The sequence below is a fragment of the Candidatus Cloacimonadota bacterium genome, assembly GCA_019429305.1.
In the GTDB taxonomy this organism is placed as follows: Bacteria; Cloacimonadota; Cloacimonadia; order Cloacimonadales; family JAJBBL01; genus JAHYIR01.
Map to the genome: position 1 here is coordinate 1 of JAHYIR010000035.1, position 14,256 is coordinate 14,256.

Annotated in this window: 8 protein-coding genes; 3 read left to right on the forward strand and 5 right to left on the reverse strand. The window is 40.5% G+C overall.

Translation table 11 applies throughout. The features are described 5' to 3' along the window. Nucleotides 1–103 precede the first annotated feature (103 nt). The 3 genes from K0B81_09100 to K0B81_09110 all read left to right on the forward strand — a co-directional run bounded on the left by K0B81_09100 (nucleotide 104) and on the right by K0B81_09110 (nucleotide 5,186). Nucleotides 104–286: a hypothetical protein gene (locus K0B81_09100; GenBank protein ID MBW6516751.1), complete on the forward strand. Its 183-nt coding sequence runs from the start codon at nucleotides 104–106 to the stop codon at nucleotides 284–286. Nucleotides 287–1,238: 952 nt separating this feature from the next. Beyond that, nucleotides 1,239–2,015, forward strand: coding sequence for an N-formylglutamate amidohydrolase (locus tag K0B81_09105; GenBank protein ID MBW6516752.1), 777 nt, complete (start codon nucleotides 1,239–1,241; stop codon nucleotides 2,013–2,015). Nucleotides 2,016–2,105: 90 nt separating this feature from the next. Further along, nucleotides 2,106–5,186 (forward strand): S8 family serine peptidase, encoded by a 3,081-nt coding sequence (locus tag K0B81_09110; protein MBW6516753.1) that lies wholly within the window; start codon nucleotides 2,106–2,108, stop codon nucleotides 5,184–5,186. 605 nt (nucleotides 5,187–5,791) lie between these two features. Here K0B81_09110 and K0B81_09115 read toward each other — a convergent pair. From K0B81_09115 to K0B81_09135, 5 genes are all read right to left on the reverse strand, one after another. Next, nucleotides 5,792–8,881 (reverse strand): efflux RND transporter permease subunit, encoded by a 3,090-nt coding sequence (locus K0B81_09115; protein MBW6516754.1) that lies wholly within the window; start codon nucleotides 8,879–8,881, stop codon nucleotides 5,792–5,794. 28 nt (nucleotides 8,882–8,909) lie between these two features. Further along, the gene (locus tag K0B81_09120) at nucleotides 8,910–9,929 is read right to left on the reverse strand and encodes an efflux RND transporter periplasmic adaptor subunit (protein ID MBW6516755.1); all 1,020 of its coding nucleotides are present in this window, start codon (nucleotides 9,927–9,929) and stop codon (nucleotides 8,910–8,912) included. Further along, nucleotides 9,926–11,317, reverse strand: a complete 1,392-nt coding sequence (locus K0B81_09125; GenBank protein MBW6516756.1) for a TolC family protein — start codon at nucleotides 11,315–11,317, stop codon at nucleotides 9,926–9,928. Before K0B81_09125 ends, K0B81_09120 begins: the two co-directional genes overlap by 4 nt. Before the next feature lie 97 nt (nucleotides 11,318–11,414). After that, nucleotides 11,415–12,782 carry an MATE family efflux transporter gene (locus K0B81_09130; protein MBW6516757.1) on the reverse strand — a complete coding sequence of 456 codons (1,368 nt, stop codon included), beginning with the start codon at nucleotides 12,780–12,782 and terminating at the stop codon, nucleotides 11,415–11,417. 32 nt (nucleotides 12,783–12,814) lie between these two features. Next, nucleotides 12,815–14,256: VacB/RNase II family 3'-5' exoribonuclease (locus tag K0B81_09135; protein MBW6516758.1), on the reverse strand; the 1,442-nt coding region annotated here is incomplete at its 5' end.

Below are 14,256 nucleotides of genomic sequence, written 5' to 3' on the forward strand. Positions count from 1 at the left end.
CTAACCACGAATGGACACAAAAAAAAACGTGATCTGTGATCAGTGATCTGTGATCAGGAAAAGCCTGCGGAGGTAGAAGCAAGGGGAAAAGCTGTTACGTGTTATGAGTTACGTGTTACGGAAAAACCTGCGGAAGGGTAAAAACAGTGATCAGGAAAAGCCTGCGGATGGAAGAGCAAGTCCATTGGGAGCTGAGCAAGCAACTTCCACAGATGTACACAGATTAAAAAGAATGGACACAGATCAAAGAGTGGAAAGGTGGAACGGTGACAAGGTGACAAGGTAAAGAAATACGTTGTAAGGGCGGTTGAATTCGTCGAGCTCGGAAGCAGCCACGAGGAAGCACTTTCCTCGGTTCATGAACCGCCCTTTTTTTAACATAATAGAACACGGATTTAACGGGAAAAGAGGGTTGATTCGGATAAAAATTAGGTGTGAGGTTTTTGGAGGAAAATCCAGCAGGGGAGAAGCAAGGGGGAAAGCGTTACCTGTTATGTGTTACGTGTTACGGGAAAACCTGCGGAAGGATAGCAAGTCCATTGGAAGAGAAGTAAGATGGAAGAATATCAACCACGGAGGCACTGAGAGCACTGAGAAAAGATTGGGACGCACCAGCGGAAGGATAGCAAGAATGGAAAAATGCTCCGATATTATAGATACCAGTGTCATCCTGAGTGTTCTACCGTATACTACTTGCTATGCATATCGGTAGAATGTATCGAAGGATAGTCTTTGTTGAAACGTTTCTATGTTCATCGCACCTTGTGTTGACTCCGTCGAGCTCGGAAGCAGCCACGAGGAAGCACTTTCCTCGGTTCATGAACCGCCCTTTTTACATGCTTCGCAGGGGTGTGAAATAAGATAGCCAGACACTTCATTGTCTGGAAGAAGGATGATCTAAACCCACCTCCTCCGCCTAAATGGAGAAGAACACCATTATTACCACTTCCTTTGTCATCTCGACTGAAACGGTACCACTTCCTTTGTCATCTCGACTGAAACGGTACCACTTCCTTTGTCATCTCGACTGAAACGGTACCACTTCCTTTGTCATCTCGACTGAAACGAAGTGGAATGGAGAGATCTCATTACAGACAAACCTGAAGCACAGCAAGCAAAGAGGGGATATCTCGACTACGCTCGATATGACAAAGACCGTAAAATGCAGTAGTTAAGATAGGTATAAATATACCTTGACGTAATTTTTCAGGGGCTTTGGAGTTTTATGTAAGAGGAGGATGATGGAGACGGAATATAGTTTTAGTTATGATGAACCGATAGTTTGTACTGCGATCCACAATGGACATAAAGTCAGTCCTGAGATAGAAAATAATTTAGCCATCAGTGAAGAGGAGAGATTACGGGAGGAAGATCCAAGAACTGATTATTTTACTGAAATAGCTTCTAACAGGATCATCCAAAATGTCAGTCGTTTCGAGTATGATATCAACCGTAATCGTGAAAAGGCATTTTATCTGCATCCCAAAGACAGCTGGGGTTTAAAGACAAGGAAATCATTGCCTGATATAGAGTTAATAGAAAAAAGTCTGCATAGATATGATCTCTTTTATCAGAAAGCAGAAGAATATCTAAGAAAAATGGGGGAGAGTTTTGAACGGTTCTTTGTCTATGATATTCATTCTTATAATCATCACCGCTTAGGGAAAGATCAACCTTTTGATGATCCGGAAAAGAACCCGGAGATCATTTTAGGAACTAACAATATGCCTGAGGATTGGTTTCCCTTGGTAGAAGCGTTGAGAGAGCAGTTGCTGAATTATGACTTCAGAGGGAGAAAACTCGATGTCAGGATCAATGTAAAGTTTCCCGGTGGAAATTTTTCCCGCTGGTTACATCGAACATTTTCCCAAAAAGTATGTTGTATAGCCCTGGAATTCAAGAAGATTTTTATGGATGAATGGAGTGGTGAATTCTATCCGGAGACCATGCAAGAGCTGCAGAACGCCTTGAAATCAACCAAACCGGTCATTTTATCCTATCTGAAAAAAGAGTGAAAAGTCTGAGCTTTTGGAACAGATTTTGCAATAATAATTGATAAATAAAATAACTATAAATAAGGATAATATCCGAAGAAAGAGGAGAATATGAAACTGAGACATGTGTTATTGACCTTCACGGTGCTAGTAATAGTTTTTAGTGTGCAAGCGATAGAACTGGAGAAGGGGACTGCGGATCTGAATGATGCTTTACGGAAAATCGAGAGTTCAGAAGAAATGCTGCCCGTAATAGTGATCATGAAAGAGCAATATGATTCTGATCTACTGTACAATCAAATCAGAACACTTGATAGACGAATGCGTCGAGATTATACGATAACAACTCTGCAACAGTTTAGTGAAAGCACTCAGGCAGGAATAACCAGAGAACTTGCCACATTGGAAAGAGAGGGATTGGTAGAGAATCTGAGTTATCTTTGGGTTACTAATGCTATCACTTTACGAGCAAACAGAGAAGCGTTAGTTCAGCTCGATAAGAGAGCCGATATTGATAGAATCTTATATGATCCGATACGGCAGGTGCTTATCGGAGATGATTTCCGTTTTGAAAGCGGAGAAAATATTTTTACCTCTGATGATGATGATGTTACTCGAGATATTGTTTACAACGTCAATATCATGAATGTTCCCGATGTCTGGGATCAGGGATTCTATGGGCAAGGGGTAGTTGTAGCTGTATTAGATACAGGGGTTAATTATAATCATGCCGATATAACCAACCAGATGTGGACCGATCCAAATTATCCGAATCACGGCTATAATTTTGTGAACAATACTCACAATACTTTAGATGATCATGGACACGGAACACATTGCGCCGGTACTGTAGCGGGTAATGGAGCTTCAGGCACGCAAACAGGTGTTGCTCCCCAGAGTCAAATAATGGCTTTAAAAGTATTGGATAGTGGTGGCGGCGGTCAAGAGAGCGGAGTCTGGAATGCTATCCAGTTTTCGATCACCCATGGTGCTGACGTTATGAGTCTTTCACTTGGCTGGTTACATGCTTGGAATCCTGACAGAAACAGCTGGCGAAGTATCATGACCAATGCTCTTACTGCCGGTTTAGTTGCCTCAGTAGCAGCCGGTAATGAAGGGAGTTATCAAAACAATTATCCTATCCCGGATAATGTCCGTACACCCGGTGATTGTCCTCCTCCCTGGTTACATCCGGATCAGACTTTAATAGGTGGACTATCGGCAGTTATTACTATCGGAGCGACTAATTCTTCCGATCAGGTTGCCAATTTTTCTTCTCGAGGTCCTGTTACCTGGCAGAATGTAGGTATGTATAACGATTATCCATACAATCCGGGTATCGGTTTAATACGTCCCGATGTAGTTGCACCAGGAGTTGATGTAGTATCACTCAGGCATAATAACAATTGGGGTTACACCAGTATGAGCGGTACTTCAATGGCAGCTCCTAACGCTGCGGGAGTAATGGCTTTGATGTTGTCAAAGGATCCGTTGTTACTACCGGAAGATATTTCTCAGATCTTAGAAGAAACGGCTAATGCATTACATACTACAAAGAGTAATATATCAGGTTCAGGCAGGATTGATGCTTTGAGTGCCATAGATTTAATAGTAGCAGAAAATCCACCTCATCCGCCGATAAATCCTCATCCGGCAGTGGGAGCGCTGGGAGTTCCTTTGATACCGACCTTGTCTTGGACAAACGGGGGCGGGGCTCTGATCTATTTTGTTAATCTGGGCACGGATAATCCTCCTACTAACGTTCTATATGAATTTATGACACCCGATCTTTCTATTCAGGTTCCATTACAATTAGAACATTCAACAACATATTACTGGCAGGTATTTGCCATGAATAACTTTGGTCAGACTCCAAGTGAGGTCTGGTCTTTCACTACCGGTTTACCTATCAGTGAAGATTTTGAGACCGGTGATTTTACAGAGTATGAATGGGATTTTTTGACAGCAGGTAATGTAGCCCAGGAATGGCATATTACATCGAATGAATCGTTTTCAGGGACTTATTCAGCCCGTAGCGGACAAGTAGGGGATAGTGCTTTAACTACTCTGCAGGTGACTATCGAAGTTACAGAACCAGGAATAATATCTTTCTATCGCAAGGTATCAACAGAAGAAAATGATTTTCTGCGTTTTCTGATCAATAACAGTATTCAGGGATTTTGGTCGGGTGAAGAAGATTGGACTCCGGAAAGCTTTTATGTGGAAGCAGGGGTGCAAACTTTCCGCTGGATGTATATCAAGAATCCTTTGGATGCGGGTGGTCAGGATGCTGTGTGGATAGATGATATAACTTTCCCACCACATGTATATAATGTTGTAAACTCTCCGGAAAATCTACAATATGAACTAGATCTGGAATACATTCTTCTGGAGTGGGAGTTAGAACAATTAAGAGATCCGTTATTCTTAGGATTTAATATATACCAGGCACTTGGAGAGCAATCTAATTATGAATTGTTGAATCAAGAACCAGTCCAAGAGACAGAATATCATGTTCTGATTACTAATGCCGGAGATCATTCCTTTTATGTAACAGCTCTGTATGACACTGCAGAATCAGATCCTTCTGAAATTGTCGAGCTAACTATCGAACCAGCGATAGAAGAGCCGTTCATAGATCCACCCGGGGGAGAATTTACTTCTCCCGTAATGGTTTCTATCGATTGCCAAGAACCTGATGTTTACATCTTCTATACTACTGATGGTGAAGATCCGACCTGTGATTGTACTCCTTATGATGAACCGATAGAGATCGCTGAATCGCTGACGCTGAAAATTCGTCTCTATAAAGAAGGACATTTGCCCAGTGAAGTCTTTACCTATGAATTCGAGATTACAACATCTGTGGAAGATGATGTCCTACTGAAACCAACCGACTTGAAAGTATATCCTAATCCGTTTGTTATGAATAATCCACAACTGAAAAATAGCCGAACACTAAATATCGATTTTTCATTAGCGCATAGCAACGAAGTTGTGAAGATAGATATTTATAATATTAAAGGACAACTGGTGAGATCATTTCAACCGCAAATTGGTGATCAACAATCATATTCAATTAATTGGGATATGAAAGCTCATAACGGAAGAGACGTTGGCAGTGGGATCTATCTGATCAGAATGAGTGCCGGTAAGGAAGTGCTGACTCGTAGAGTGATGGTGGTTAAGTAGTGTTACCTGTTATGTGTTACGTGTTACGGGAAAGAACGTAGTAGGGAAGAGCAAGTCCATTGGAAGTAAAAGCAAGCATCTACCGCGAATGGACACAGATTAAAAAAGGATGAACAGAGATAAAAGTGTGGAATGGTGGAACGGTGAAAAGGTGATAAGGTAAAGAAATAAAATGTAGTGGCGGTTGACTTCGTCGAGCTTGGAAGCAGCCACGAAGAAGCATTTACCTCGGTTCATGAACCGCCCTTTTTTGTTTAAATCATAACATGAGAACATAGGTTTTAGTTGTTAGCTATACGGTTAATAATAAAAACCTGCGGAAGCAGAGCAAGCAGGTTGTTAAACCACGGAGACACAGAGGACACGGAGAACACAGAGAAAAGATTTAGATGCTCCAGCGGAAGTAGAGCAAGGATAAACCACTGATACACATAGATGAAAAGTGTGTAATGGTGGAACGGTGAAAATGTGATAAGGTAAAGAGAAAAAATGTAGGGGCGACCAGTGGTCGCCCCTACAAATAATTTCCAGCTACTTATAAAAAGATTTTACTATATCACCTTATCACCATTCCACCTTTTCACCTTACTCAATGGCTTAAGTAATTATTTTATAATATCCTTCGGAACATCTTTGAACTTGATCTTCTCCATCACGCTATAGATGACTGGAATGATTAAGAGAGTAAAGAAAGTAGCTGTGATCAAACCACCAATCACCGTCAAAGCCATTGGTACTTTTATCTCGGAACCTTCCTGTGTACTCAAAGCCATCGGCAGCATACCCATCATAGTTGTGATCGCGGTTATCAAAACCGGTCTTATCCTATCAGATCCTGCCTGTAAAATGGCTTGATGTTCTTCCATACCACCGCGGCGTAACTGGTTTGTATGGTCTATTAGAACGATCCCGTTGTTAACAACAATTCCAGCGAGAATGATACCTCCGATAAAACTTGCCACCGATAGGGTTATACCGGTAAGAAAGAGAGTATACATTACTCCGATAGCAGCCAGAGGGATAGTAAACATCACCACAAAGGGCTGTCTAAGAGATTCAAATTGAGATGCCATAACGAGATATACGAGAATGATCGCCAAAGCGAGAGCTAAGCCAAGCGTTTTGAACGCTTCCTGCATATCCTGATAAGTACCACCAAAGACGACAAAATAACCTGCCGGTAGATCATCTATGATATCTTGTATTTCATTTCTAATAGAAGTTACTACTCCGCCAACATTACGTGTTCCGGTGATGTCGGCAGATACAGTGACTTTACGGGTTTGATTTTCTCTATCAATTTTAACGGGACCTTCCGAATATTCAATAGTAGCTATTTGATGCAGAGGTATATTATATCCAAAAGGGGTAGTAATAGCGAGTTGTAAAATATCTGCTTCAGTACGGCGATATTCTTCGTCCATACGGACTCTGATATCTATTTCTTCTCCTGCCCGTCGAAAAACACCGGCAAAACTGCCTAAGGTTGCGGTGTTGATAGTAGAAGCTATCTGATTGGTTGTTAGACCATAATGGGAAGCTTTCTGTTTATCGATAACAATATGAGCTTCCGGTTTACCTTCTCGCATAGTATTGGTCACATCAGTGACATGCTGAACTCCTGTTATGCGGTTTTCAATGTTGTGAGCTATCGTGGTTAGCTGATCTAGATCCCTGCCAAATATCTTTATCTCAATAGGTGTTGATGTACCACCCATCATCTCGGCAGTAGAAAAGAAATGGTAATCTCCACCTTCGATGTGGGGAAGACGTGCTCTGATAAGTTCTCTTATCTCCTCAAAAGATAGACGACGATGTTGTTGTTCTAATAATCTGCCAAAGATCTGGGCTTCATTGACATCTTGGGGATTAGTAGGGTCCATAGCGCCCTCTTCCATCGGACCGATGATAGAAACAACATTTTTAACCCCTTCTGTATCCAAATATACCTGCTCGATCTGTCTGACTACATTGTCGGTCTCATCTAAAGTTGTGCCGATAGGCATTTTCAGATTCATTATCAAGAACGGTGTATCCTGTGATGGCATAAACTCAGTTCCGATAAAGATCAGGAGTAAGAAAGAGGTAAAAAAGAGGATCGCTACAATGGTTAAAGTAGCTACACGATGCCTCAGTAGATAATTTAGGATATTAAGATAGTGTTTCTTGAACTTTTCAAAGAGCTGTTTTGACTTCAATACAGGAGATTCTGTGGTAGTGTTCATTTTGAAAATGAAGGAAGCTATAACAGGTACAATAGTCAAAGCCACAAAGAGAGAAGCAAAGAGAGAGAAGGCAACTGTTAATGCCAAACCACGCACTAAGATACCGGTCATCCCTTCGCTAAAAACCATGGGGAAGAAGACGGCTACTGTTGTAAGAGTCGAAGCAGTGATAGCCATACCAACCTCTGTTGCTCCTATCTTAGCTGCTTCGATTCGTGATTTGCCCATTTCCAAATGTCGGTAGATATTCTCGATCACTACGATAGAGTTATCTACCAGCATACCGACCCCTAACGCCAAACCACCTATAGTCATCAGGTTAAGAGAGAATTTTGCTAAATATAGAGCGACAAAGGTTGCTATGACCGAGATAGGAATTGCCAGTGATATTGCCAATGTCGGTCGCCAATTGCGGAGGAAGAGAAACATGATCAGAATAGCTAGAATTCCTCCAACGATCAGATTCGATGCTGCACCAGTAGTGACATTCTTAATAGGTAAACCAAGATCCATGATCTCATGAAAGACTATCTGATCTCCATAATCTGTATGTATGTTCTCAACTTCATCTTTTATGCGATTAGACACTGTAAGAGTATTGGCTCCGGACTCTTTGGAAATCCATAAATAAGCAGTTGGTTGGACATTCGTGCGGATCATATAACGTTTTTCTTTAAACCCTTCCACTACTCTCGCAACGTCTTTTATATAAACAACCTGACCTGTCTGAGTCAATCTTATCGGTGTATTGCGGATCTCATCCAAATCTTCATATTGAGCTACTGTCCGGAGCAAATACTCATTTTTGCGACTGCTGATATAACCTGCTGCCATGTTAACATTACTTGCTCCTACAGCCATAATAATCTCACTCAAAGAAATACCGTAAAACTCCAGACGGTTCTTATCGACTATGATCTGTTTCTCTACTTCTTCGCCACCCATTACATTAACTGCTGCTACACCTGTTAGCTGCTTCAAACGCGTAGATATTTCATCGTCCAGCACCTTACGTAGATCATACCCACTCATTTGACCCGTTACACCGTAACTGAGAACCGGCATTTGACCTAAATCGAACTTGAATACAAGTGGTTTAGAAGCATCGCGGGGAAGATATCCTGTTATCTGTTCTACTGCATCACGCAGATCCTGAGCAGCAAAGTCGAGATTTATACCCCAATTGAACTCAACCATTACTAAGGAAAAACTTTCTGTGCTTTGCGAGGAGTATGTTTTGATATCTTTGACAGTAGCAATTGCCTGTTCTATTGGTCTGGTTATGGTCTCTTCTATATCTTCCGGCGAAGCTCCCTGATAAGTCGTCAGGATCGTAATGATCGGGAAATCCATATCAGGCAGCAGTTCCAACCCTAATCTTGATAATGATAAACCGCCTAATATGATGATCAAAACGGTCATCATCATAATAGTAACTCTGCGGTTAACCGAAAATTCAGCTATTCTCATCTCTATCCTCTATTAGCTTATAAGAACGTTAATCGATAATATTTACAGGATATCTGTCCGAAAGACCTATATTTCCTAAGATTATAACCTGTTCACCCTCAGCTATACCGCTTAAGATGGCTACCTCTTCATTTGTGGAAATCCCGGTTGTAACAACTTTTCTATGGGCAATATTATTAGATACCGTATAGACAATATTGCTGTTTACTATTGCTTCCTGAGGTATTACAATGGCATCTTTCGCTTCATCTGTAGCGACAAAAATTCTGGCAAACTGGTTATGACGAAGGTGATCGCTTTTATCTTCAATGATTATTTCACAACGGAAAGTTCCGGTAAATTGATCCGCTTCAGTGGAGATAAAACTGATCCTGCCATTTATAAGCTTATCAGGTATAACATCAACTTGAATGGTGGCTTTCATTCCTGTAGATGTCTTGGCAAAATCTCTGTCCGACAGATAAGTAACTGCCTTCATTTCGTCTAAAGAGAGTAATCTGATCAAATAGGGACTCATCATAGAGTTATAGTTTTCACCCTCTTTGACAGAGATAGCGGTGATCTTGCCGTCTATGGGAGCTTTAATTCTGGTGTTCTCTAAAGTGTATTCATAATTACTCTTAGCTATTTCGTAAGCAGTCCGCATCTCTTCATAAGTTTTCTGATCAATAGCATCGTTCCGATAGAGTCCGGACATTCTCTGATAATTTCTTTCGATATTTTGAAAGTTCTGCTCTGCTTGGATAAGATTGACATTCTGCATCTCAACTAATAGATCACCCTTTTTGACAATACTACCTTCTCTTTGATGAATCTTCTCAACTCTCAAAGGGAGTGACGGAGAGATGTTAACGTAAGAAACCGCTTCTATTCTGCCGGTAGTATGGATGCCACTATAGAGATCCTTCCGTACTGCTGTAGCTACTCTGACATTTCTTTCAGCCAGCTCTGTCGTATCGTTATTATTGATAGAAGTATCTTCTTGAGAACAACTCATAAAGAACAATATAGGCAACAGCAAAGTAATTATAAGAAAAATCTTTTTCATTTAACCTCCTTCAAGGTCGTATATTTATTCAATTCATAGCGGGTTATGATAAAATCATAATAAGAAGCGATTAAATTGGTTTCGGCACTGATCAACATCGTATCGGCATCTAAAAGGTCACTGCTGGTCAATAAACCCTGTTCGAAGAGATTACTTAAGATGTCATAATTCTCCCGGGCATAATCTAACGCTAATTTATTACTTTCGATCTTCATAGCATTGATGATCAATTGGCGGGAAAGTCTTCGCGTCTCAAGTCTCATATAATCTTCCAGAGCTGAGGTGGCATATTCTACCTCTCTTTTTTCATTTCTTGCTCTCTGCAGATTAGTGTAATTAGCACCGCCACGGAAGAGAGGAAAAGATAAGACAGCTGCCAGATTCCAGTTACGATCTCCTGATAGATCGAGTTTATCATCATTCTCTAATTCATAAGTGAACTGTAAGTTCAAAGAGGGTAAAAAATTACCCTTCGATATCGTGTACTGTTTATCCATCAGCTTTCTGGTCAATTCGATATTTTGCATCTCAGGATTATACTTCTCGAGATCCTTTACATTATCAATGATAAATCCCTCTATTTGAGTTTCGTTGAGAGTATTATAATGATCGATCAGTTCGTCATACTTAGATAGATCTATCTCTAAAGGACGGTAAGCTTTACCGGTCATACCCATCATGTTATTCCAGAGTTCGAGAATGATCTCAATATTGTCATAAACCTCTCTACTAGAAGCGAGATACTCCTGTAATCGAACTTGCCATTGCAGGACATCGGATTGTCTTGCCATACCCTGTTCCTGCAGCTGTCTTACTCTTTCCAGATGAGATTCTACGGATGTCATGCTTTTATCAATAATGAAATACATATCCTTGAGCTTCAAGATATTGAAATATGCCTCAGCTACTCTCTGAGAAACATCATACTGCTTGCTTTCCAAAGCATTGTCTGCCTGCTGTCTGGCTAAACGAGAGATCTGATAAACTAAGAGGATCTTACCGCCATTAAAGATCGGTTGCTGGACAGTAAAATTAGTACGATAAGTGGTACGGTGTATGCCATTCATTGCTCCTGCAGAGAAGGGGATATAATCACCTGTCGGTAGATGATTAGGACCGAAAACAGGAATCTGAAACATCTCTGTTGCCCTATCATAAGTTTTATCATCGATACGAACCGCTGTTGCATTGAAGTATGCCTGGGGAAAGAAGTTGCTCAGGGTGTTATATTGCGACCAGTACGCTGCTCTTGCCCCTTTCTCCTGTGCCTGTAGTTCCTTATTGTTCTCTAAAGCAACTTCTATGCTCTCATCCAAACTTAAAGGTATGGAAGCAATTAGCATAGTAATATTTACTAAGAATAACAGTATTATCAGAGCTAGTTTCATCACTCTTCTCCTTAATGAAAAGAATTTGTTTAAAAACTATAAAACGGAGTCATTTGTCAATATGTTTCTATAAGATAAAGAGCAAGAAAGAATTATTTCAAGACTGTGTTAGTTTCTGATGTTCGATCATTTTATTGATCTTTTTCATCTCTCTGAGCAGAAAGAAAGTGGTCAAAAGGGTCGCTCCTATATCAGAAAAGGGTGCAGAGAGCCAGACACCATCTAAACCCCACAAATAGGGGAGAAGCAGAACAAAGGGTAAAAACAGGATAACCTGACGTGATAGGGTGAGGAACATTGCCATCAAGGGTTTACCCGTAGCTTGGAAATAACTCGTGGATACTATCTGGAAACCAATAACCGGTAACATCATAAGGAACAATCTGATACCGTGTGAGCCAATGGCAATTAATTCCTGATTATCTTTACTGAAGAAAGAAACCAGTTGTGTAGGAAAGAACATTATAACAATGAAACCGGTGATACAGATCAAAGTAGCAAAGCCATTGGCTCTCAATAGTGCTTTTTTAACTCTTTTATATTTTCTCGCTCCGAAATTGAAACCGATGATAGGTTGAGCACCCTGATTGATCCCAAAACAGGGCATCAAAACAAACATCGTGATGCTGTGAATTATACCCATAGCGGCTATGGCTGTATCTCCACCGTGATATACTAAAGCCCTATTCAAGAAGAGCCAAATTACACTAGCAGCTATTTGCATCATGAAGAATGAAGAACCAAGTGCCATTATGCTTTTTACTATAAAAATTCTTGGAAGTAGATTACGAATTCGAAATCGGAGCGTACTCTTTTTCCCTAAAAAATATGAAAATACCCACGTTGCTGCACAAAACTGGGCTATTACAGTCGCTAAAGCAGCACCCTGTACACCCATATTAAAACCGAAAATGAACAGAGCATCAAGGATGATATTCATAACAGCTCCGAGGATCATGGTGATCATGGCTATCTTGGGATTACCCTCAGCCCTGATAAAATGATTCATACCGAAACCGATGTTCATAAAAAAGACACCGAGCAAGATGATCCGCATATAAGACATTGCATAGGGGAGAACGTCATTACTCGCTCCAAAGAGAATCAATAGGGGTTTGAGGAAAATACTCCCTAAAATCGTCATAAGCACTGCTAAAACAAAAAATAGGGTTACAGCATTACCGAGAATGAGTTCGGCTGTTCCTCTGCGATTTTCACCTAACCTGATAGATATCAAGGCAGTGGAACCGAGCCCTATCAACATCGCAAATGCCATTAAAACCAACATGATAGGGAATCCGATCGTTAGCCCGGACAGAGCATCTGTTCCGACACCTCTACCGATAAACATCCTATCCACTACATTATAGAGCGCGTTTATCGTCATGCCGGTAATTGCAGGTATAGAGAAGCGTAAAAGTAGCTTGCTTACTCTCTCTTCACCCATCCGTTTGGTATGTTCCATTCTCAGTCTCTTTATTCAATAACTTGCAGTTGTTATTTCTTCCTTTTTTCCACTATCGAAAAAGTAAGATCAAAATCTATTCTCTCCAGTTTTACGGTTAGTCTATCGAGTAAGCGAAATACGCGTTTTCCTCTTTTCCCGATCAGTTCCATATACACGGCATAAAAATTATAATGGTCATCTTCAATAGATGACAAGGGAATGATCCCTGATACGGGAATATCATCTAACTCAACTATGATATTATTATTGTTCATATTGACTATCAAAGCACTAAAAACTTCACCTATCTTGTCTTTCATAAAGAGTTTCTTAAATTGGGTAGCTGTTTCACGTTCAGCGTTATCTGCCAATAATTCCCGCTCAGAAGCATTATCAGCTATATCCTGCAAGTTACGTGATTTAAGATTGTAACCTTCCTTCTGTTGCCAGATATGATACCTGATCAAATGATGTACTGCCAGATCGCAAATTCTTCTGATAGGTGATGTGAAATGGGTATAATTCTTCATAGCCAAACCGAAATGTCCAACAGGGATCGTGTCATACCGTGCTTTCTTCATCGATCTGAGGATAAGAGGGTCGAATACTCGATGATAATCATTATTGGGCATGGCTAATAATAACCCCTGTATCAGCTTCTGGGTCTTTTGATTCTTTTTGTATTTGACTTTGTAGTAGTTGAGCAGTTTAGAGATTTTCTCTACTGCTGCTTCATCGGGATCTTCATGTACCCTGTAGATTGCTTTATCGGCTTTTTTGTTGAGTAACTTGGCAGTGTACTCGTTGGCTAAAAGCATGCAATTCTCTATCAACTTGTGCGATTCGGTCTCTCGGCTGTTATGAATGTTGATGATATTACCCTCTTCATCATATTCAAAATCTGTGTCAGGCATGTTAAAAGGGATATAACCCAAATCATAGCGCCGTTTAGTCAGTTCTTGCGAGATTTTTCGTAGCTCTTGTAACATCGATGCTATCTCTTGAGGGATCTCATGTTTTTTCCCGTCAAATAGGTTATCTACCTCTTCATAGGTCAGACGAGCTGACGAACGAATTACCGATTCACAGACCGATTGATCTTTGATGTTAAGAAGTTTATCAAACTCAGTTTTAACAGTTAATGTGAGTTTATCCTCATCCGGTCTTAAACTACAGATCTTATTGGATATCCTTTCCGGTAACATAGGTATAACACTTCTCGGAAAATAGAAACTATTGCCGCGTGTAACTGCCTCATTAAAAAGAATACTATCTGTTCTAATATAATAACTTACATCAGCTATATGGACGTAAAGTACGTAACCACCTTTATTTGTAACTAAAGATATTGCATCATCATAGTCTTTAGCTGTTTGAGGGTCTATGGTAATAGTGAGTAAATCTCGGAAATCTTTTCTGTTATGAAGCGTATTTTCGTCGACCTCATCGTTCAATTTTTCGGTCTCTGCAATCACTTCGTCCGGAAAGAATA

Bases quoted from the DNA above. Each gene is read 5' to 3' on its own strand.
- K0B81_09100 (MBW6516751.1), top strand. From the start codon at position 104: ATGAGTTACGTGTTACGGAAAAACCTGCGGAAGGGTAAAAACAGTGAT.
- K0B81_09105 (MBW6516752.1), top strand. From the start codon at position 1,239: ATGATGGAGACGGAATATAGTTTTAGTTATGATGAACCGATAGTTTGT.
- K0B81_09110 (MBW6516753.1), top strand. From the start codon at position 2,106: ATGAAACTGAGACATGTGTTATTGACCTTCACGGTGCTAGTAATAGTT.
- K0B81_09115 (MBW6516754.1), bottom strand. From the start codon at position 8,881: ATGAGAATAGCTGAATTTTCGGTTAACCGCAGAGTTACTATTATGATG.
- K0B81_09120 (MBW6516755.1), bottom strand. From the start codon at position 9,929: ATGAAAAAGATTTTTCTTATAATTACTTTGCTGTTGCCTATATTGTTC.
- K0B81_09125 (MBW6516756.1), bottom strand. From the start codon at position 11,317: ATGAAACTAGCTCTGATAATACTGTTATTCTTAGTAAATATTACTATG.
- K0B81_09130 (MBW6516757.1), bottom strand. From the start codon at position 12,782: ATGGAACATACCAAACGGATGGGTGAAGAGAGAGTAAGCAAGCTACTT.